The 20,521-nt window shown below is 58.8% G+C and carries 16 protein-coding genes; 3 read left to right on the forward strand and 13 right to left on the reverse strand.

Annotated features, from left to right (window positions below; genetic code table 11):
• The 12 genes from CDO73_RS10935 to CDO73_RS10990 all read right to left on the reverse strand — a co-directional run bounded on the left by CDO73_RS10935 (position 1) and on the right by CDO73_RS10990 (position 14,188).
• Positions 1-840 (reverse strand): carbohydrate ABC transporter permease, encoded by an 840-nt coding sequence (locus tag CDO73_RS10935; RefSeq protein WP_088488571.1) that lies wholly within the window; start codon positions 838-840, stop codon positions 1-3.
• A 3-nt stretch (positions 841-843) separates the two neighbouring features.
• On the reverse strand, positions 844-1,731 hold the full coding sequence (locus tag CDO73_RS10940; RefSeq protein WP_088488572.1) for a carbohydrate ABC transporter permease: 888 nt from the start codon (positions 1,729-1,731) through the stop codon (positions 844-846).
• 70 nt (positions 1,732-1,801) lie between these two features.
• Positions 1,802-3,073 carry an ABC transporter substrate-binding protein gene (locus CDO73_RS10945; protein WP_088488573.1) on the reverse strand — a complete coding sequence of 424 codons (1,272 nt, stop codon included), beginning with the start codon at positions 3,071-3,073 and terminating at the stop codon, positions 1,802-1,804.
• Positions 3,074-3,699: 626 nt separating this feature from the next.
• Positions 3,700-4,737, reverse strand: coding sequence for a LacI family DNA-binding transcriptional regulator (locus CDO73_RS10950; RefSeq protein WP_088488574.1), 1,038 nt, complete (start codon positions 4,735-4,737; stop codon positions 3,700-3,702).
• A 92-nt stretch (positions 4,738-4,829) separates the two neighbouring features.
• The gene (locus CDO73_RS10955) at positions 4,830-5,804 is read right to left on the reverse strand and encodes an oxidoreductase (protein WP_088488575.1); all 975 of its coding nucleotides are present in this window, start codon (positions 5,802-5,804) and stop codon (positions 4,830-4,832) included.
• Positions 5,805-5,986: 182 nt separating this feature from the next.
• Complete coding sequence (locus tag CDO73_RS10960) at positions 5,987-6,193, reverse strand: hypothetical protein (protein WP_088488576.1); 207 nt, start codon at positions 6,191-6,193, stop codon at positions 5,987-5,989.
• Between the two features lie 171 nt (positions 6,194-6,364).
• A complete protein-coding gene (locus CDO73_RS10965; RefSeq protein WP_088488577.1) occupies positions 6,365-6,895 on the reverse strand; it encodes a hypothetical protein in 531 nt (176 codons plus the stop codon).
• A 33-nt stretch (positions 6,896-6,928) separates the two neighbouring features.
• Entirely contained in the window at positions 6,929-7,444 is a 516-nt protein-coding gene (locus CDO73_RS10970) for a GNAT family N-acetyltransferase (protein WP_088488578.1), read from the reverse strand.
• Positions 7,441-7,962, reverse strand: a complete 522-nt coding sequence (locus CDO73_RS10975) for a hypothetical protein (protein ID WP_088488579.1) — start codon at positions 7,960-7,962, stop codon at positions 7,441-7,443. Before CDO73_RS10975 ends, CDO73_RS10970 begins: the two co-directional genes overlap by 4 nt.
• Positions 7,963-8,166: 204 nt before the next feature.
• Positions 8,167-8,451, reverse strand: coding sequence for a hypothetical protein (locus CDO73_RS10980; protein WP_088488580.1), 285 nt, complete (start codon positions 8,449-8,451; stop codon positions 8,167-8,169).
• Between the two features lie 334 nt (positions 8,452-8,785).
• Complete coding sequence (locus CDO73_RS10985; RefSeq protein ID WP_088488581.1) at positions 8,786-13,384, reverse strand: 2-hydroxyacyl-CoA dehydratase; 4,599 nt, start codon at positions 13,382-13,384, stop codon at positions 8,786-8,788.
• 60 nt (positions 13,385-13,444) lie between these two features.
• A complete protein-coding gene (locus CDO73_RS10990; RefSeq protein ID WP_088488582.1) occupies positions 13,445-14,188 on the reverse strand; it encodes a TetR/AcrR family transcriptional regulator in 744 nt (247 codons plus the stop codon).
• A gap of 267 nt (positions 14,189-14,455) precedes the next feature.
• Between CDO73_RS10990 and CDO73_RS11000 the strand changes: the two genes are divergently transcribed.
• The 3 genes from CDO73_RS11000 to CDO73_RS11010 all read left to right on the forward strand — a co-directional run bounded on the left by CDO73_RS11000 (position 14,456) and on the right by CDO73_RS11010 (position 19,457).
• Complete coding sequence (locus tag CDO73_RS11000) at positions 14,456-16,156, forward strand: serine hydrolase domain-containing protein (RefSeq protein ID WP_088488584.1); 1,701 nt, start codon at positions 14,456-14,458, stop codon at positions 16,154-16,156.
• Between the two features lie 304 nt (positions 16,157-16,460).
• Positions 16,461-17,291: a BglG family transcription antiterminator LicT gene (licT, locus tag CDO73_RS11005; RefSeq protein ID WP_088488585.1), complete on the forward strand. Its 831-nt coding sequence runs from the start codon at positions 16,461-16,463 to the stop codon at positions 17,289-17,291.
• A 231-nt stretch (positions 17,292-17,522) separates the two neighbouring features.
• Positions 17,523-19,457: a beta-glucoside-specific PTS transporter subunit IIABC gene (locus tag CDO73_RS11010; protein WP_088488586.1), complete on the forward strand. Its 1,935-nt coding sequence runs from the start codon at positions 17,523-17,525 to the stop codon at positions 19,455-19,457.
• A 194-nt stretch (positions 19,458-19,651) separates the two neighbouring features.
• Here CDO73_RS11010 and CDO73_RS11015 read toward each other — a convergent pair whose 3' ends face one another.
• Complete coding sequence (locus tag CDO73_RS11015; protein ID WP_088488587.1) at positions 19,652-20,146, reverse strand: copper amine oxidase N-terminal domain-containing protein; 495 nt, start codon at positions 20,144-20,146, stop codon at positions 19,652-19,654.
• Positions 20,147-20,521 lie beyond the last annotated feature (375 nt).

Here is a 20,521-nt window from a genome sequence, read left to right on the forward strand (position 1 = left end):
TTACCCTTTGACCGCTCCGCTCGTGACGCCGGCGAAGATGTATTTCTGCAGGAACAGGTACAGCACGACGGTCGGAATCATGATGATCAGAATGGTCGCGCAAATATAGCCCCACTGCGCCTGATTGTTGCCCGCGAAACGCATGATCGCCGTCGAGACCACGACCAGCTTCTGCTTGGGCATGTACAGATACGGGATATACAACTCGTTGTAGATATTGATCGTTTTCAAGATCACGAGCGTCACCGTGGCCGGAGCCAGCAGCGGGAACACGATCGAACGGTAGATGCGGAACAGGCTCGCCCCGTCGATCATCGCGCTTTCGTCCAGCTCGTACGGAATGTTGCGGATGAATTGCAGGTAGATATAGATCTGAAGCACGTCCGCCCCCACGAACAGCACGATCGGCGCATACAGCGAGTTGAACAAGCCGAGCGACTGGATCATGGAGAACAGCACGACCTGCGTCGTGATCGTCGGAATGATCGAAGCGAACAAGAACAGCGCCAACACGATTCCTTTTCCTTTAAAATCCAACCGGCCGAGCGCGTACGACACCATCGTGCCGAACACGATGTTGCCGAGCAGCGAAGCGGCGACGATAATCAGCGTGTTGAGAAACGCATGCCCGATATCCGCCCGTTCGTACACGATCCGGAAATTATCGAAGTTGAAGAAACTTTCCGGCAGCGCGAACGGGCTGGAATTTTCGTTTTCCCGTTTGAACGCGTTGACGACGACCACGTACGGCGGAAACAGCACCACGAGCGACGCGGCGATCAGCAGCAGATATTTGACCGCTTGAATCGGATCTTTTTTCTTGGACGTAACGGCAGTCATCGCTCAATCCCTCCCTTTCCGGCCGAGCGCGGCATTCTGCGCCAGCAGGATCAATACGGTCAACAGCAGCAGTACGACGCTCATCGCGGAAGCCAATCCGTAATTGTTGAATTGGAACGCGGTCTCGGTCGTCTTGAGCAGGAAGGTCTCGCTCGCGCCCGCCGGGCCGCCTTTGGTCAGCACGAACGGCAGGTCGAAGACCGCCAGCGCGCCGCTGAGCGTCAGGAACATATTGAGCTGAATGATGCGCGACAGGCTCGGCAGCGTGAGATGCCAGAGCGATTGGAAACGGTTCGCGCCGTCGATCCGCGCCGCTTCGTACATATCCGACGGCAGCGACTGAAGCGCGCCCAGATAGATGATCATCGTATAGCCGAGATACCGCCATACGCTGACTCCGGCGAGCGCCCAGTTGACGATCGCCGCATTGCCGAGCCAGCTCTGCTGAAGACTGCCCAGACCGATCGCCCCGAGCAGCGCGTTCAGCGATCCGCCCGTCGTGTCGAACACGTACTGGAACATGAAAGCCACGGCGACGCCGTTCATGATATACGGGATAAAAAGCAGCACGCGGAACGCGTTGCGGCCTCTGAGTGTCGAGTTCAAAACGACGGCGAACAGGATCGCGACGATGTTTTGCAAAATGCCGCCGATCGCGTAAGGAATCTGATGCAGAAACACGCCGAACAAATCCGGGTTGGTGAATACTTCTTTGTAATTGCCGAACCCGAGAAAAGACATTCCGGAACCGAGACCGTCCCAATCGGTGAAACTCAAGTACACCAGCCTGGCGGCGGGATAATACGTGAACATGCCCAGCAGCGCCAGCGGAACGAACAGGAAAAACGCCAGCACGATTTTTTTCTGAGCCGGATAAGACAGGCCGCCCATCTTTTTCACTCCTTATCTTTCGCATGCGTCATGCGGCTCGACCGTGTTCGGCCAAGCCGCGTTCCGCTTCTTATTTCGCGACTTCCGCTTTGGCTTTGGCCCACAGCTTGTTGTACTTGTCGAACGTATCCTGCGGATTGTCCGCCAGCACGAAGTCCTGCACGATCGCTTCTTTGACGATCTGCGCTTTGTTTACGATCGCGAGCGCTTCGGCCGTATCGACTTTGCCTTCCAGATACGTCGGTTTGTAGCTGTCGAACTCTTCCATCTGGGCGATCTGCGCTTTGCCGTCTTTGAGGATCGGCAGCATGTCGGAATCCGCGCCGGATTCTTCGATCATCCATTTGACGAACGCTTTGGCGGTCGCGAGATGCTCGCTGTTTTTGTTGACCCCGTAAGCGGCCGAAGCCGGACTGAGCACGACGTTGCGGCTGCCCGCTTCGTTGTCGTACGGGAACGGGAAAAAGCCGATATCGTCCGAAGCCATCCCGCCGCTGATCAGCTGAGGAATGATCCATTCGCCCAGATAGAACATGGCGAATTTGCCCGAAGCGACGTCTTTTTTGGATTGTTCCCAGTTGGTCGAGTTAATGTCCGCTTCCAGATAACCTTTCTGATGCATCGTCCGCAAAATGTTCATCGACTGCCCGTAAGGGCCGTCCAGCGTATACGGCGTGTCGGTCTTCACGCGATCGTTGGCCAGATCGACGTTCCCCGACAACGCGACGGGCGTCTCGGCCGCGAACGGGTAGACCGGCCATTGATCTTTGAAATTGGAAGCGAGCGGCACGATGCCGGCCGCTTTGAGCTTCTCGCTCGCCGCATAGAACTCGTCCAACGTGGTCGGCACTTTGTCGATGCCCGCTTTCTTGAAGGCCTGCTTGTTATAAACGACGCCCACCACGTCGACGCCGGCAGGCATGCCGTACAAGACGCCGCCGTCCGATTTGTAATCGGGGAAGCGGATTTTGTCGGTCAAGCCGAGGTCGTCCAGCGGCGCGTAGTAATTCGGCAGTTCGGTGTTGGCGATCGTCGGAATGTTCATCACGTCGGGAAAATCGCCCGAAGAGAGCCGCATTTTCGCCGTTTTGTCGTAGTCGATCGTCGCTTCGAATTCCACGTGGGCATCCGGGTATTTTTCGTTGAACCGTTTGGCGTAATCGTCGTATACGTTGCCGATCAGGTCCGTGCGGTTGGTCAAATAGGTGATCGTGCCGCTGATCTTCTCTTCGCCGCCGCCCGAAGCCGCCGGCTGATCTTTTTTAGGCTCGCCGCCGCCGCATCCGGCCAAAGAAACGGCCAGCACCCCCGCTATCGCTCCGAGCATCCACTTTCTGTTCATTTCTGTTCCTCCCAAATGTATGAGATCGCTTTCAACAAAACATTAACACACCCTTAAACTTATTTCAACTATTTTAAATAAGTTTAAGAAACGAGATAAGGAAGAAGCGTTCTGCGCAGGAGAGCTTACGGCGGGCGGAATCGAAAAAACATCGCAGCTCCAGCGATCGAGAATATTTCGCCCGGATCGGGTCGGATCGAAGTCCGGTACGGCGGTTCGGTTTCTAACGGAACGAGATGACGCTTAGCGGGTATTTGCGGCGGTTTGGGAATTCTAACGGAACGAGGCGGCGCTTAGAATGAAAAAAGGCGGATTTTCGGCTTAAAAAGAAGCGAATCGGACGGCTAAGGAACCTACGATCCGTTAAAATTTCGAAGGGGGTTATTTTGCGGTTCTAACGGATTCACGATCCGTTAGCGGAGCAAGTTAGCGGAGCGGGGTCGGGCGTGAACTTGCTTGCGAGGCGGGTTTATTCGAACGTCTCGACGTGTCGAGAAAGTTCGGACGCCGCTCGCAGACGGTTTGTCCCTCCCGCGTATACGAATTTCCCGACGCGCCGAAGAAGCTCTCTTAGTCAGAGAGCTTCTTCGGGTCAAGCTATAGAGAAAAGCGAATATCGGCCGAAATCAAATCGGTTTGACCGAAGCCCGTTCGATCAGCGTCGTGGCGAGAAGGACCTGTTCGGCCGCTCCGGAAGGTTGGCGTAGGCGGCGGATCAGCAGTTCGGCCGCCCGGGTGCCGATCCGTTCTTTCGGCACGCGCACGGTCGTCAGAGCGGGCTGCACGTAACCGGACAACGACAGATCGTCGAAGCCGATCACGGACAGATCGTCCGGGCATTCCAGTCCGTATTCCCGAAGCTGGCGAATCGATTCCAGCGCCAGCATATCGTTGGCGCAGAACAGCGCGCCGATTTCGTCGCGTTCGATCGCCTGCTTCAACCGGTCGGTAAATTCCGGCGAAATATAGTTGCCTTTGCCGCTGACGCCGATGCCTCGAATCTTGGCTACCGAAGCATTCTCGCCGGTCCGCGCATTGAAATCGCGCACGCCTTCTTCGAACCCGCGCGCCCGTTCGCGGAAGCTCCATGCCGTTTCCGGATCGCCCACGAACGCCAATTTCCGATGCCCGGCGGCCACCAGCGCTTCCGCCGCGGAATACGCGCCGGCGTAATTGTTCGCCAGCACATGATCGAACGGCGGATTCGGCAGGCTCGAATCGACGAGCACCGTCGGAAACGACCTCGCGGACAGCGCGTCGACGTAGGCTTGAGGCATATGACCCATCAGCAGCGCGCCGTCGGCCTTGGCGTCGAGGATGCTGGAAGGAAGCGAATCTTCGGGCGCAAGTTCGATATCGATGCCCGACAAGATCATGCTGTACCCGTGATCCGCCAACGCTTTGTCGATGCCCCGAATGACTTTGCCCCAATACTCGATATCGCTCAAATAAGCTTGAGGCATCAGAACGGCAATGTTGCCCGTTTTGGAGAACGCCGTCGCCTTTTTCAATTTTTCGATACGGTATCCCATCTCGCCCGCCGTACGCCAGATCGTCTCGCGAGTCTGATCGTTGACGGCCGGATCGTTAGACAATGCTTTAGAGACCAGAGCTTTGGATACGCCGACTTGATCCGCGATCATTTGAAGCGTGATTTTTTTCAAGGTTTCTAACTCCTCGTCACTAGTTATACTTTTATCATACCGAGGATTTCAACTTATTTCAACAAAACAAAAAAACGCTTTCGATCACCGACTTACATGCGAATGCCCAAATGCGCCAGATCTTCCGGTTTCTCGTGCTCCGTGCCGCTGCTGAAATCGTAATGCACGCCGGTCAATTCTTCCGATACGCGCCACAGTTTGTCCATCGTCTCCGTGTTCATCTTGTAATCGACGGAACGATCGAAGCTCGGATAGCCTTTGCGTCCGCCTTTGCCGTCCGGTCCGATATATTCGCCGCCGCGAAGCTTCGGTTCGGTCGCCGCGTACAACGTAGGCAGCGCGCCCATCGCCGCCGGCTGGCTCACCAAGCCCCAGAGCGCCGCCACGACGCGCCCCGCCTGCTTGCCGGAACCGCGCGAGATCAGATTGGTGTTCGAGACGCCCGGATGGCAGGCGATGCTCAACGTATCGGCGCCGACGGCGGACAAGCGTTCTTGAAGTTCGCGCGCGAACAGCAGATTGGCGAGTTTGCTCTGGCCGTAGAACTTCATCGCGCTGTATCCGATCCGGCCGTCCAGATTGTTGAAATAGATATAGCCGCTTCTGGCCGCGATGCTGCTCAACGTCACGACCCGCGAACCCGGCGTTTTCAGCAGCAGCGGCAGCAGGCGGCCCGTCAGAGCGAAGTGTCCCAGATGATTGCTGCCGAACTGAAGCTCGAAACCGTCTTTGGTCCGACTGAACGGCGGGATCATGACGCCCGCGTTATTGACCAAAACATGCAGCGACGCGTATTTGCCCAGCACGCCCGCCGCGAACGCTTCGACGCTTGACAGATCCGCCAGATCCAGACGCATGACTTCCACGTTCGCCTGCGGGAATTTTTTCAGCAGGCCGTCGGCGGCTTTCTGGCCTCTTTCCATATTGCGGACGGCCAGAATCACTTCCGCGCCTTTCGCGGCGAAGCCGTAAGCCGTCTCCAGCCCCAATCCGCCGCTGCCGCCCGTGATGATGACCCGTTTTCCTTTCATGTTCGGCATCGATTCGATCGTCCATTGTCCGCTCATCTTTGTATCCTCCTCGATAGGTTCGCCGGTTCTGTTGATTCGGCTTCCGATAGTTCCAGTTTGCCTCAAACTCGCCTCGTTTTCAAACCGATGTCAACTCTGCGCCGGCCCCATGCCAAAAAGGCTTTTCCCTGCGAGAAAAGCCCCGGAATTCGCTCGCGACAGCACGCGGTCGATAACGTTCAGCCGCCGTACAAAATCAGCATGATTCCGATCGACAGCGACGTAAGCAGCATAAAAAATCCGATTGCCCGATAACCTTCGGACAAGAAGTTCCTCGGTTCGGCCGCGCCCCGTTCGTGCGGGTCGACCGGCGGATGAACCAGACGGTCCGGACGCATCAAAGCCAGCGGGCTCAGCAGCAGAAACACTCCGATCAGCAGCAGCATGCGCATACCTCCCGAATACCGGATACGGACCCGAGGCCGCCTTAAGCCCGGTTAGGCTTAACCAAGCTCGGCTTAAATCGACTCGGCGGGGTCCGTGTGTTTCTTATGTACCCGTTTTTGCGGCGTACGCACCCGCGTTTTTTCGGCTTTTGCGCCGTCGTCTCGCTTGATTCAAAAACGTTCGAGGTCGGCTTTGACCGCCCGTCGGATCGACGAGTCTTCCGAAAAGAGGATGCGGCTTCCGCTTCGCGCATCGAATAATCCGCCGCAAGTTCCGCATGACGTGACCAACGTTTCCGTGCCGCGATCGGACAGCACGTAATAATATAAAGTCCCTTGACAGACTTCGCAGCCCTCCGACCAAGAAAGACTGTATACGAGCAAGTCGTCGAACGCTCGGGCAAGGCCGGAGTAGAAAGCTCCGACTCCTTTTTTATCGTGAAGCCGACTTTTGGCGTACTCCCAAGACCGTCGCGCGCCGTGGTAGGCATCTTCGGAAATCAGGATCTCTTCGTCGCTCTCGATATACGGTTGCAGACGGTCCCAATCCTCGGGATTCATGTTTTTTCCGTATCGCCGAATCTCCGGCATCACGCGGCGCATCGACTGTACCGTGCGGAACGGATCGGGCGGTTCGGCGGACGCGAAGAGCGACGTATCGAGTTCTTCGATCAACAGGCGAATCGAGGTATATACGCTCACCCGGCAAGGCTCCCTTCTTCGTCTTGTTCTGACCTACAACTTCCGCTCGTACCGAAACCCCGCGTTGCCGTTCGTGTCGACCACTTCGCATACCGGGACGAACCCGGCTCCGGTGTACAATCGGCGCGAGCGCTCGTTGTAGGCGTAGATCATGCCGATTTTCAACACTTTCCGATCCTGCTCGCGCGCACGTTCGATCAACCGGTCCAGCACGCAGCGGCCGATGCCGCGCGAGCGGTATTCCGCGTCGCCGACCGTGATCGGCAGATTGTCTTCCAGCAGCGCCGCGTCGCCGATCGGCCGCCAACCGTCTTTTTCGAGCGTTTCGATCATGTACAGCTCGCCCGCGCCGCTCAGGTAACCGTACATCCGCAGAATCGCCGCCGTATCGTAAATGCCCGTTTCCATGCCTTCCGACATCCGCAGCACCTCGCGATCGCTGTACCACGGCCGGGCCGCCAGAATATCGTTCATGCCGCCATACGGGCGCAGCCGCAGTTCTTCGTCGATCTCCAATATGTCGATGTCCGTTTGCTCCGTATCGTTCATTCGCTCCGCTCCGATCTTTTGGCGTTCGTTCCGTAGTCGTCGGAAAAAGCTTCTTCGAGCAGCATCCGGCTGTAAACGTAATAAGCGGCGAAGCTGGCCGGATCATAGCCGCGCATCTCTTCTGCCAACCATTCGCTCTCGTCTTCTTCGTCCGAATCTTCTGCCCAGAGCAGCTCTTCGCGCAGCAGCTCCAGCGGATCGGCCGGATATTCCGGGATCTCCTGTCCGCTTTCTTCCACGTCCCGGATCGCTTCCCATACCGCTTTATAGACCCAACGCTCGTTTTCCGGAAGTTCGTCCAGCCTTTTGCCCGCGGACTCTCTCAACATAAAGAGCAGCGTCCACGGCGTCACCTGCCATAACGTGCCTTGATGTTCGACCAACTGTCCGATCTCGCCGAAGCGGCGTTCGCGGATCAGATCCGGTATTTCCGTCCCTTTGCCGTAAGGGGTGGTCAGGCGGCTCCACGGAATGTCCTCCGTCTTCAGATGGTTCAACGACTGTATCAAGCTCGGCATAAGTCTCCTCCTGCGCATGGAATCAGGACGGTTCGACGCGACCGCTCGGCAGCCGTTTCCGTCCTGCTTAGTGAGCCGGCCGAATTAAATCTGACATTAAGGTCGGCCAACGTATTTCTAAAAAAAGATTCGTGACCCGAGTCTTATTCCCTGCTTGTCTCGTCATTCTCTTCCGCGGAGCAGCGATATCCGGAAAGGCTCGGCCTAATCCTGATTGCTCGCGCGTTCCAGACGGATCAGCAGTTCGTTCTGTTCGCGCGTCAGCTTGTTTTGTTCTTGAAAATAAGCCTCGAGCGCGTTGAAACGTTCGGACTGGCGGCGTTCCAGCTCGTTCAAGTCGCGGCGCAGCCAATAGATCTCGGTCGTCATGTTCGAGTCGTTGACCGCTTTGCGGATAAGGAAGTAGTAGATAACGTACGTGACGATCGCCACGATGATCGGCATTAATAGGCCGAAGGCCCCCCACATATAGAAAAAACTGTTCATCATCGGTTCGGCTCCTCTCGCTTTGGATTTAGCTTTCGGAATCCTTCCTTGTCGATACAAACATCCGTCTGAACCTGCTTCCTTCGAAGGTCGCGTACTCAATCAACGTTCGAAACGACCGATTCGTTGGTCTTTTCGCCGAAAAACGCGGAGCGCATAAGAAAAAGGAACGGTCGGAAGATCCGTTCCTTCGTGCAATAAAGCGTTCGCGCGCAGCCGCGCGGCGAAAAAGCAGGCGGTCCGCAAAGCCGGTCCGCCGCGACGTTCGGGCGGCATGAATGCCGCCGCCCGCAGCTTCGCGATCGGGCTTCGCCGCGCATGAAGCCTGCGGCGAAGCTCAATCGCTTCCGGCGGTCTCCGCCGTCGCAGCCGCCATCGCGGCGGCTGCCGCCGCGTGCCGCGAAGCGGCACGCTCCGCGCCGGACGGAGCTTCCGGCGCGAGAACGCTCGCGGCCGGCCCCGCAGGGCCGCTCGGGCCGCCCGAACCGGAGGAAGCCTCAAGCTCGGCTTCCTCGCGCTTGCGCAGCGTCCGCAGCGCGGTGGACAGCATCAGCTTGATGCGGTTAAGCTGATTGACTTCGGTCGCGCTGGGATCGTAATCCACCGCCGCCAGATTGGCGGAAGGATGCAATTTCTTCACGGCTTTGAACACGCCGCGGCCCGTAATATGGTTCGGCAGGCAGGCGAACGGCTGCAAGCAGATCACGTTGTCCACGCCGCTCTCCAGCAGTTCGATCATCTCGGCGGCCAGCAGCCAGCCTTCGCCGCATTGGCTGCCGAGCGAGACGATCCCGCTCGCTTTCTGCGCCAGTTCGTCGATATGCAGAGGCTGCGCGAAGCGGCGGCTCGCCGCCAGCGCTTCGCGCATCGGACGGCGGTACCATTCGATCACGGCCGTAAAGGCCATGCCCGAAAACCGTTTGCCGAGCGGCGCGCCGAGATGGCGCAGATTGAATCCGCCGTCGTTGAAGCAGTACAAGAAGAAGTCCATCAGGTCCGGCATGACCGCTTCGGCGCCTTCGCTCTCCAGCAGCTTGACCAGATCCCCGTTCGCTCCCGGATGGAACTTCAAAAGAATCTCGCCGACCACGCCGACTCTCGGCTTGTTCAGATTTAGCAGCGGTAGTTCGTCGAAGTCCCGCACGATCGCGGCCGCGTTGGCACGGAACGTCTTCGGCGAACCGCTGCGGATCGACGCTTTGCACGGCGCGATCCAAGCTTCGTACAGACGGTCCGCCGAACCGGTCTCGGCTTCGTAAGGCCGCGTCCGGTAGAGCACGCGCATCAGCAGATCGCCGTAGAGGATCGCCATCAGCGCTTTGTTCAGCAGTCCCGGCGTCAGCTTGAAGCCCGGCTGCTCCGCCGTCGGCGACGTGCCGAGCGCCACGACGGGCACGTTTGGGAAACCCGCGTCGCGCAGCGCTTTGCGGATAAAGCCGATATAATTGGTCGCCCGGCAGCCCCCGCCGGTCTGCGTGATCAGCACCGAAGTATGTTCCGGATCGTATCGGCCCGATTTCATGGCGGCCACCAATTGGCCGGTCACGATGATCGACGGGAAGCAGGCGTCGTTGTTGACGTGGCGCAGTCCCGTGCCGATCTCTTCGCTGCCCGCTTCGCGCAGCACTTCGAGCCGGTAGCCCGAAGCGTTGAATGCTTCTTCCAGCAGATCGAAATGCATCGGCGACATCTGCGGCGCCAGAATCGTATGCGTCTCCCGCATCGCTTTAGTGAAAGCGGGCGGCAGCGAAGCTCGGCGGCTGTCGGAAGCCGACCGGCTTTTTTCTTTCTTCGCGCCCTGCCGAATATTCGCTTCGAATTCCGTTTCCGCTTCTCTCTCTCTGTCTCCGCCCTCGAATTCCCCGCACGCTCCCGAGCAGCCTGCGCCGCTTCCGAACGGCCGTGCCGCGGCCGCGCCGAACGCGCCGCCGACCGTCTCCGTCGCCCACGAGTCCTGCCGTTTGCCGTCCCGTTCGCGCTGCTCCGAAGCGGCGGCTTGAAGCGAACGCAGACGGATTCGCGCCGCGCCGAGGTTCGAGCCTTCGTCGATCTTCAGCTGCGTATACAGTTTGCCGGCCGATTGCAGCAGTTCGGCGACCTGATCGCCGGTGACGGAATCCAGCCCGCAGCCGAACGAATTAAGCTGCACCAATTCCAGACAAGGTTCCTTGGCGACCGCGTCCGCAGCCCGGTACAGACGGGAATGGTACATCCACTGATCGACGAAAGTCAGCGGACGCTCCGGTTCGCCCAGATGCGCGACCGAATCTTCGGTCAGCACGGCCATGCCGAGGCCGGCGATCAGCTCGGGAATGCCGTGATGGATCTCGGGATCGAGATGGTAAGGCCGGCCGGCCAGAACGATGCCGATCCCGCCTTCCGCGCGAAGCCGGGCGATCGCGCGCTCGCCGGCAGCCCGGATATCCGCTTGGGCGCGGCGTTCTTCGAGTCTGGCTTCCGCGACCGCTTCTCGGACCTCTTCGGGCGTTACGCCGAATTCGCGCAGTTCTTCGTAGAGCCGGCGAGCCAACTTTCTCGTATCGCCGAAAGGCAGATACGGAGCCAGATAACGGACGCCGGACAGCGAATCGACGTTGCTTCCGAGCACTTGCGGATAACCCGAAACGACCGGGCAGTTGAAGCAGTCGTCGGCTTTTTCGGTCTCGCCGCGCTCGCGCGGGATCGACGGATAGAAGATCAGGTCCACGCCGCGCCGGATCAGGCTCTCGATATGTCCGTGCGCCAACTTCGCCGGGTAGCAGGCCGTATCGGAAGGAATGGTCTCCAAGCCGCGTTCGTAAATCTTTTTGGACGAACGCGGAGACAGCTCGACCCGGAACTTGAGCCGGGTGAAGAACGTGAACCAGAACGGATAATTCTCGTACATGTTCAGCACGCGCGGAAGACCGACCCGGCCGCGCTCGGCCCGGTCGAGCGGCAGCGGCTTATAGCCGAACAACCGCTCCAGCTTGTATTCGAACAGATTGACCGCGCCGTCCGGATTCTTCTCTCCGCCCACGCCGCGTTCGCAGCGGTTCCCGGTAATGTATTCCCGTCCGTCGCCGAACCGGTTGACGGTCAGCATGCAGTTGTTGCCGCACAATCCGCAGCGGCGCATCGACGAATCCGCCCGGAATCCGTCCAGCTCTTCCGCGCCCGCCAGACCGCCGCGCACGAAAGCCGCTCCGCGTTCGCGGGCGATCAACGCCGCGCCGAACGCGCCCATCAGCCCGGCGATATCCGGCCGGGTCACGTCCTGACCGACTTCGCGTTCGAACGCGCGCAGCACCGCGTCGTTGTGGAACGTGCCGCCCTGCACGACGATCCGGCGTCCCAGATCCTGCGGGCCGCGAACTTTGATCACTTTGTACAACGCGTTCTTGACCACGGAACCGGACAATCCGGCCGAGATCTCGCCGAGCGTCGCGCCTTCTTTCTGCGCCTGCTTCACCCGCGAATTCATGAACACCGTGCAGCGCGAGCCCAGATCGAGCGGCCGGGGCGCGAGCAGCGCCGCTTCGGCGAAATCGCGCACGTTCATCTTGAGCGATTCGGCGAAAGTCTCGATAAACGACCCGCAGCCCGACGAGCAGGCTTCGTTCAGCAGGATGCTGTCGATCGCCCCGTCTTTGACCCGCAGGCATTTCATGTCCTGCCCGCCGATATCGAGGATAAAGTCCGCCCCCGGCAGAAAATGATCCGCCGCTTTATAATGCGCGACCGTCTCGATCTCGCCGAAGTCCGCGCCGAGCGTCGACTTGATCAGCCCTTCGCCGTAACCGGTCGCCGTCGAAGCCGCGACGAACGCGCCGGACGGCATCTTGCCGTACAGCGTGCGCAGCGCTTCGACGACCGAATGCAGCGGACGCCCGCCGTTCGCGCCGTAATGCTGATGCAGCAGCCGGCCTTGCTCGTCGATCAGCGCCAGCTTGGTCGTCGTCGAACCGGCGTCGATGCCGAGATAGCAGCGGCCTCTCGCTTCGGACAATTCGGCGCGCCGAACGCGGTCGAGCGCATGCCGGGCGCGAAACGCCTCCAGCTCCGCCGCATTCGCGAACAGCGGTTCCAGACGATCCGCGTTCGCTTCCGCCGCCGTCGACAGCAAGGGCAGCCGCTCCGCCAGCGCCGTGAACGTCAAAGAAGCCTCGCGCCGTGCGGCTACCGCCGCGCCTTTGGCCACGAACAGTTCGGGCCGTTCGGGCAGCACGATATGCTCCGGCGTCACGCCGAGCGTTTTCACGAAGCGGCTGCGCAGTTCGTCCAGATAATGCAGCGGCCCGCCGAGAAACGCGATATTGCCCGTGATTTTCTTGCCGCAGGCCAGTCCGCCGATCGTCTGGTTGACGACCGCTTGCAGCACCGAAGCCGAGATGTCTTCGAGCGCCGCGCCTTCGTTCAGCAGCGGCTGCACGTCCGTTTTGGCGAATACGCCGCAGCGCGACGCGATCTCGTACATCGTCCGGCTTCCTTTGGCCAATCGGTTGAGTCCCGCCGCGTCGGTCTGCATCAGCGCGGCCATCTGATCGATGAACGCTCCCGTACCGCCCGCGCAGGAACCGTTCATCCGCTGATCGACAGCGCTTTCGAAGAACGTGATCTTGGAATCTTCGCCGCCCAGTTCGATCGCGACGTCCGTATGCGGAATAAACCGTTCGACCGCTTCCGCTCCGGCCGCCACTTCCTGCACGAACGGCAGACCCAGCCATTTCGAGACGGAGATCCCGCCCGATCCGGTCACGCTGATCCGCATTTCTCCGTTGTCTGTTTCCGTTCGTCCGCCGTACTTTTCGCACACCTCTTCGAGAACCCGGCGCACCGTTCCCCGAATATCCGCGTAATGCCGTTCGTAGCAGCCGTGCACCAGTTCGTAACGTTCGTCCAGCACCGCCAATTTTACCGTGGTCGAACCGACATCGAGTCCGATTAACATTGACATGGCTTATCCGCCTTTCCCCTCTGTCCGTATGTGTTGTCCTTATCGCCGTTTCTTTTTCGGTTATACAGCCAATCCGTGAAACAAAATGTCGAGCATGAGTTCCACTTCCTGCGCGTCGTCCCACCGGCCTTCCGGAGCCAGCAGCGAACGGATCATCGCGTAAGCGCTGAGTACGGGCACGACCACCCGCATGACGGTCGCGATCGGCAGGTCCCGGATCTCGCCGGATTGCATGCCCGCTTTGATCGACGTCGAGATGATCGGCGCGAGCTGATCCATCCAGAGTCCGGTCACGGCTTCCCGGTAATCGTCGCGGAGCAGCAGTTCTTGAAGCGTGATCTTGAGCATGTAAGGATTTTCACAAGCGAAGTTAAGCCGTTCCAACGCCACGACGCGCATCCGTTCTTTGAGCGTTCCGGGCAGCTCGGCATCGCTGTCTGCCGCGGCAGGCTCGGCTCTTTCTTCCGCCGTTCTCGCATGCTCGGTCTCGGCAGACGCCGGTTTCTCGATGCTCTGCACGCCTTCGACGCAGCGTTTGACGAGCGGTTCCACGATATCCAGCAGCGTAGGATGCACGGCGAGGGCAAAAAGCTGCTCCTTGCTTTTGAAATGCTGGAACAGCGTTTTCTCGGAGACTCCGGCCGTTCTCGCGATCTCGAGCGTCTTCGCCCCTTGATAACCGTGACGGGCGAACACCTCGAGCGCGGCTTCCAGAATCCGCCGGTCCGTTCCGGTCTGCGGCTTCCGGGTCTCCTGCTGTTCTTCGAGCGGCGCGTTCAACAGTTCTTTCAGCGGATACGTCATGCCGATTCCCCTTTCCTTTCGGTTTGCCTGTAAGCGGTCTGCATGCCCCTATTGTAGTCTTCTTTTTCCAGCCCGGGTAAGTAAGTGATCACTTTACTTTTCGACAATTCGGTGTCCGCGAAGCCGTTTCGACCTATCCTCAGGTCTAGGCGGGCGGGCGGCTCGGGGCGGAGAAACATTTCGGGCGGCTGCCCGATTTGGCCGGCGCGGCGATTGATTACAATAGGAACAGAGCCACGCCACGTGAACAGAGAGGGAGTTATAGAGATGAAATGGAGCCAAAAAACCAAAATCGCGTTGACCGGACTGCTGCTCGGCGCGTCGATCGCCGCCCCCGGCTCGTCGGTCGCTTCGGCCGCGCCGGCCGCTTCCCTGTCCGTGGAGCCGCAAGGAATCGTCAACCCGTCTGCCGGCGCGGCGGCCCCTTACGACGAATCCGCCGAAGAAACGGTGATCGAATCGACGCCGGTCGTCTCCGCCGCTTGGAAGCCGGAACAAATCGACGCTTACGCCGAAGCCGCGATGAAGCGGCTGCATATTCCGGGCCTGGCCGTCGGCATCGTGCAAAACGGAGAGATCGCCTACATGCAGGGCTACGGAACAGCCGGCCCGGGCGCGGGTCCGATGACGCCGCAGACGCCGCTCGCGATCGGTTCCACCAGCAAATCGTTGACCGCGCTCGCCGTCATGCAGTTGGTCGAAGAAGGCAAGATCAAGCTCGACGCCCCGGTAACCGATTATCTGCCGGATTTCCGGTTGGCCGACGCCGCGCAGTCCGCGCGCATCACCGTGAAGCAGCTGCTCAATCAGACCAGCGGGCTGTCCACCTACGACGGCGTCGCGTTTCTGTCCCGAGGAGACGGCACGCTGATGCAGCATATTCGGGATCTTCGCAGCGTCGCGCAGACTGAGCCTGCGGGCGCGGGCTACCAATATTCGAACCTGAATTACAATATTCTCGGCGCGATCGTGCAGCAGGCATCGGGGCAGACGTACGGCGAATATATGGAAGAACAGATCTTCCGGTCGCTCGGCATGAACGGCAGCTTCTCTTCGCCGGAACGGGCGCAAGCGGCGATGGCCGAAACTTCGGATCTGCGTCCCCCTTCCGGTTACCAGTCGCTGTTCGGACTGCCCGTTCCGACGAGACAAGGCGAACATTCCGGCACGGTTCCGTCCGGTTATCTGGTCTCGACGGCGGAAGATATGTCCAAGTATCTGCTGATGCAGATGGACAACGGTTCGTTGAACGGCACGCGTTTGCTGGGCGGCGACGGCATCGCCAAGATGCGCGAGCCGGCTGCCGCGATCGGCGACGGTTCGTTCTACGGCATGGGCTGGCAGACGACCGGCGATTATATCTGGCATAACGGCATGACGGAAAACACGTATTCGGAAATGCGGATTCGCGGCGATCACGGCATCTTTATCTTGGCCAACTCGGCCGATCCGCTGATCATCAGCTACGGAGGCATCCTGCCGGGCATCGACGATATCCTGACGGGTCGCAGTCCTTCGCTGGAAAGCCTGCCGAATTACAACAAGCTGTACGGCATCGCGGACGGCGCGGCGATTATAGCGATCCTCTTATTCCTCGCTTCCGTTCGCAGCTTGTTCCGTTGGAAAAAAGCGTTCCGGCCCGCTCCGTGGAAAACGGTCATGAATCTCGTGCTGCTGGCGGCCTGCAACGTCGCGCTCCCGCTCGCGATCCTGCATTTCGTCTCGGGCATCGCGCCGTGGGAAGTCGTCGCCACTTGGGCGCCCGGCATCGGGTGGGGATTGATCGCCCTGCCGTGGCTGTTATTCTTCACCGGAGCGCTGAAGGCGCTGCTGATGATCGCGGCCGCGATCTCGCATCGATCGGACAAACGGCGCGCGGCCCGAGCGGAGAAACTATCGCCTGCCGCCGACGAGGCTTCGGGTTCTGGCGAGCGGCCGTCGCTTGACGGAATGGAATTCGGCGCCTGATCCTGCATTCTCGGACCGTGTATTTCCGTCGCCTTTCCTCGCCGGCTGCCGATTTTTCGGTAAAAAAGCCGCGGGGAAAGGTTTTTTTGCTGCTTTTTTCGGAATTTAAATTTTTTTGTAAGCGTACGCTTTTGCCTCTTGCCAACCTGTGAAAACGGTGTTATCGTTGTAATTGGGATTGTTACTGCAAAGGCAAAACCCAAAACATGTGCTCAACGTGTTTTGGGTTTTGCCTTTTGTTTTCCATTCTGCAGAATGGCTCGATCCCGTACGAAGCAGCTTCGACGAACAAGAGGTGAACGCAATGCAAATCCTGAGGGTGCTCAACAACAACGTCATCACGTCGCTGGACGACAACGAGACCGAGATCGTCGTGATGGGCCGCGGTTTAGCCTTTCAAAAAAAGCCCGGAGACGAAATCGATACGGACAAGATCGAGAAGGTCTTTCGTCCGGAAAGCAACGATTCGTCCCGCAAATTCAAGGAACTGCTCGAACAGATTCCGATGGAATACGTTCAGCTCACGGAGGAGATCCGCAAGCTGGCCGCCCTCATGCTGGACAAAGAATTCGGCGATTCGATCTATCTGTCGCTGACCGACCATATTCATTTTGCCGTCGAACGCCATAACCGCGGACTCGATATCAAGAACGGTCTGCTGCTCGAGGTCAAGAGTTTGTACAAAGCCGAATATCAGGTCGGACGCTCCGCGCTCGAACTGATCAAAGACCGCCTCGGCGTGCAGCTGCCGGACGACGAAGCCGGATTTATCGCGCTTCACCTCGTCAATGCGCAGCTCGGCGAAGAAATGCCCGTCCTGATGGACATTACGAAGATTATCCAAGATATTCTCGATATCGTGCGCAAGCACTTCGGTCTGGAATACAACGAAGATTCGATCAGCTATTACCGTTTCGTGACGCATCTGAAGTTCTTCGCGCAGCGGTTGATCAGCGGCGACCATTCCGGCAACAACTACGACAGTCTCTACGAGATCGTCAAAGCGAACTGCCCGGAAGCGTACCCGTGCACCGAATCGATCGAGGCGTATATCGCCGAGCATTACGATTACCGCCTCAACAAAGAAGAGATGCTGTACCTGACGATCCATATCGACCGGATCGCCAAATCTTGATCGACAACTGTATAGCGCGTCGGCGGCTTGAACGTTCATTCCGTCGACGCCGACACTCGGGATTGTTACTGCAAAGGCAAAACCCGGGCCGCTACCGAACGACACCCGGCTTCGCCGTACGTGTCTTCGAGCGCCCGGGTTTTTCGTTTTTTTCGAAAACTTGAATATCTCGCGGGAAGCGCTGTCAGCGTCTATCCCGCCCAACTCGCATAGCAGAAAGGAAGGCTGAACATGAGCAAGCAAGCACAAACAGCCCAATCCGTCCTCGACAAAATCGGCGGAGAATCCAATGTCAAAACGATGACCCACTGCATGACGCGGCTGCGTTTCGAACTGCGCGACAACGACAAAGCGGATCGCGCCGCGCTCGAAAATACGCCGGGCGTTATGGGCACCAATATCGCCGGAACCCAGTTCCAAGTCATCATCGGCAACGACGTTCCGAAAGTCTACGAAGAAATCAATAAGATCGCGGCGTTCGGCGGCGGTTCCGCTCAAGCGGACGAAGGTCCGAAAAAGAAAAAGAATCCGTTCTCCGCGCTGCTCGACATCATCTCCGGCATCTTCACGCCGCTGCTTCCGGCGCTTGCCGGCGCGGGTATGATCAAAGCGCTGCTGTCGGTCTCCGACGCGTTCGGATGGATGGCCGCCGACAGCAGTACTTATCAAATTCTGAAAGTCATCGGCGACGGCACCTTCTTCTTCCTGCCGATCCTGATCGCGTTCAGCGCGGCGAAGAAATTCGGCAGCAGCATGTTTCTCGCCGCGGCGATCGCCGGGGCCGTTCTTCACCCCGAGCTGACCGCATTGTTCGGCAAAGGCGGCGCGATCACGTTCCTCGGTCTGCCCGTTACCGTCGTGACGTATTCGTCGTCCGTCATTCCGATCCTGCTCGCGATCTGGGCTTCTTCTTACGTCGAGAAGTTCTTGAACAAATTCATTCCGAGCGCGCTTAAACTGTTGTTCGTTCCGATGCTCACCCTGCTGATCATCGTGCCTGCGACTCTGGTCGCTTTCGGTCCTGTAGGCAGCCTCGTCGGTCAAGGCTTGGCCGGCGGCATCACTTGGCTGATCGATAACACCGGCATCTTCGGCGGTCTGGTACTCGGCGGCACCATGTCGCTGATCATCATGACCGGCATGCACTGGGCGCTCGTTCCGATCGCGATCTTGTCGCTCGCGGAACAGAACTACGACTATATTCTGCCGATCATGTTCGCGGCTAACTTGGGTCAAGCAGGCGCGACCTTCGGCGTGTTCCTGCGCTCGCGCAATCCGCAGTTCAAAGCATTGTCCCTGTCCACCAGCTTCTCGGCCATGATGGGCATCACCGAACCGGCGATGTACGGCGTCAACATGCGTCTCAAAAAGCCGTTCGTCGCCGGCCTGATCGGCGGCGCCGTAGGCGGCGCGATCTACGGACTGTTCCATGTCAAGATCTACGTGATGGCCGGCGGCGCGGGCCTGCCGGGCATTCCGGCCATGATCGGTCCGACCTTCGCGTACGGCATGATCGGGATGGCCGTAGCCTTCGCTGTCAGCGCCGTAGTCACGTTCGTCATGGGCTTCAAAGACATTCCGGTACCGGCTGCGGAAACGAACGCTCCGGCCGATGCGGTCGCTCCGGCAGCGGCCGAGACAGAAACGGTCGCGGCCGCTGCACCGGTTATCGTCGAAATCCGCAATACCGCGCTGAACAGCCCGGCTACCGGCACGGTCAAAGCGCTCGCCGACGTCGACGACGTTACTTTTGCCGGCGAATACATGGGCAAAGGCATCGCGGTCGTGCCGACGGCCGGCATCATCGCCGCTCCGGCGGACGGCATCGTCAACTCGCTGGCCGTCACCAAACACGCGGTCGGCATGCAGACGGCCGACGGCGCGGAACTGCTGATCCATGTCGGACTCAACACGGTACGCCTCAAAGGCAAACACTTCAACGTGCTGGTCGAAGAAGGCCAAGCCGTTACGGCCGGTCAGCCTCTGCTGGCGTTCGATATTCAAGCGATCCGCGCGGCCGGTTATGATCTGACCACGCCGATGATCGTGACCAACACGCCGGAATTCGAGCGTTTCGACGCCCTCGGCAGCGGCTCGATCGAAGCCGGTCAGCCTCTGCTGAAGCTCGAAGTCGCCAAGGCTCCTTTGGCCGCTCTGGGCGACTGATTAAGCGATCCGCCCTTTGTCCGGCTCCCGCCGCCGCGCAAAGGATATGCACTCCCGTTCCGCCTTTTTCCGAGGCGGGGCGGGAGTTTTTTATTAGGATGGGTACGCGAAGAGAATCCGCAAAAAAACAGGCAGCCCCTATCGAAGGAGCTGCCTGTTCGCTATACATGGAATCCTATAGCGGCAAAACCGATTTAATTGATCGAATCGCCGACCCACAGCGTTTTGGTCGTGTTATCCCATTTTACCGTTTCGCCCAAGCCTTTGAGGATCACGGTGACCGGAACGCGCATCACGCCGCGTTTGAACGTCGGCGAACCTTCCAGTTTCATGGCTTTGCCGTTTACCCAAGCCATGTTGCTGTCCGCGGTTACTTTGACCATCTTGTCTCCGAGCATGTACGTATAGCTCTTGGTCTTGGAATCCCAAGTGATCTTCAGCCCGTCGATACCCAGCTGCTTCATCACGTCGGATGTCGCGTACAGCGTGTTCTTGATAAAGAACGGATAAGCGCTCGGCTTAACCAGACCGTCATTGCCGTAGATGGTCGCGGCCGGTGCGGATGCAGGCGTCGTCGCGGCAGGCATAGCGGCCGGAGCAGCCGGAGTCGTAACGGCTGGAGCTGCCTGAGCGGCAGAAGCACCAAGAACAGCGGAACCGAGCAGCGAAGCGATCAAGATTTTTTTCATGGGGAAATGTCCTCCTTCAAGGATACAAGTTGAGATGAGTTTAAAAAACACCCTACTACTCTATATATATAAACCTTCCGATGACCAATTTAGTTGCAGTTCTGATACACTTCGGGAAAAGTTTCGTGATGATTTTTACAAAGCCGCGCCGGGCCTGGCTCGACCGGAGCAAAGTTGGGAAAAAGGCGATCAGCCAAAAAGCGCGACCCACGTTGCCTTTTCTGCAATGTAGACCGCACTATCGGCTGACATTTCGAGGTTACGTTGACGAAAAAGCAACGTAGACGCCGAAATCGAGGATATTTCGAGGAGTTAAGTTTTCTACGCTGCTTTTTAAGCAACGTAAGGCAGATGATCGGCAGAAAAGCGCGCTCT

The sequence above is a fragment of the Saccharibacillus sp. O23 genome, assembly GCF_002205895.1.
Classification (GTDB): Bacteria; Bacillota; Bacilli; order Paenibacillales; family Paenibacillaceae; genus Saccharibacillus.

What these genes read in the sequence shown, in the direction of transcription:
- CDO73_RS10985 (WP_088488581.1), bottom strand. Translation starts at nt 13,384, where the DNA reads ATGTCAATGTTAATCGGACTCGATGTCGGTTCGACCACGGTAAAATTG.
- CDO73_RS11000 (WP_088488584.1), top strand. Translation starts at nt 14,456, where the DNA reads ATGAAATGGAGCCAAAAAACCAAAATCGCGTTGACCGGACTGCTGCTC.
- licT (WP_088488585.1), top strand. Translation starts at nt 16,461, where the DNA reads ATGCAAATCCTGAGGGTGCTCAACAACAACGTCATCACGTCGCTGGAC.
- CDO73_RS10940 (WP_088488572.1), bottom strand. Translation starts at nt 1,731, where the DNA reads ATGGGCGGCCTGTCTTATCCGGCTCAGAAAAAAATCGTGCTGGCGTTT.
- CDO73_RS10945 (WP_088488573.1), bottom strand. Translation starts at nt 3,073, where the DNA reads ATGAACAGAAAGTGGATGCTCGGAGCGATAGCGGGGGTGCTGGCCGTT.
- CDO73_RS10970 (WP_088488578.1), bottom strand. Translation starts at nt 7,444, where the DNA reads ATGAACGATACGGAGCAAACGGACATCGACATATTGGAGATCGACGAA.
- CDO73_RS10960 (WP_088488576.1), bottom strand. Translation starts at nt 6,193, where the DNA reads ATGCTGCTGCTGATCGGAGTGTTTCTGCTGCTGAGCCCGCTGGCTTTG.
- CDO73_RS10975 (WP_088488579.1), bottom strand. Translation starts at nt 7,962, where the DNA reads ATGCCGAGCTTGATACAGTCGTTGAACCATCTGAAGACGGAGGACATT.
- CDO73_RS10935 (WP_088488571.1), bottom strand. Translation starts at nt 840, where the DNA reads ATGACTGCCGTTACGTCCAAGAAAAAAGATCCGATTCAAGCGGTCAAA.
- CDO73_RS10980 (WP_088488580.1), bottom strand. Translation starts at nt 8,451, where the DNA reads ATGATGAACAGTTTTTTCTATATGTGGGGGGCCTTCGGCCTATTAATG.
- CDO73_RS11010 (WP_088488586.1), top strand. Translation starts at nt 17,523, where the DNA reads ATGAGCAAGCAAGCACAAACAGCCCAATCCGTCCTCGACAAAATCGGC.
- CDO73_RS10990 (WP_088488582.1), bottom strand. Translation starts at nt 14,188, where the DNA reads ATGACGTATCCGCTGAAAGAACTGTTGAACGCGCCGCTCGAAGAACAG.
- CDO73_RS10955 (WP_088488575.1), bottom strand. Translation starts at nt 5,804, where the DNA reads ATGAGCGGACAATGGACGATCGAATCGATGCCGAACATGAAAGGAAAA.
- CDO73_RS11015 (WP_088488587.1), bottom strand. Translation starts at nt 20,146, where the DNA reads ATGAAAAAAATCTTGATCGCTTCGCTGCTCGGTTCCGCTGTTCTTGGT.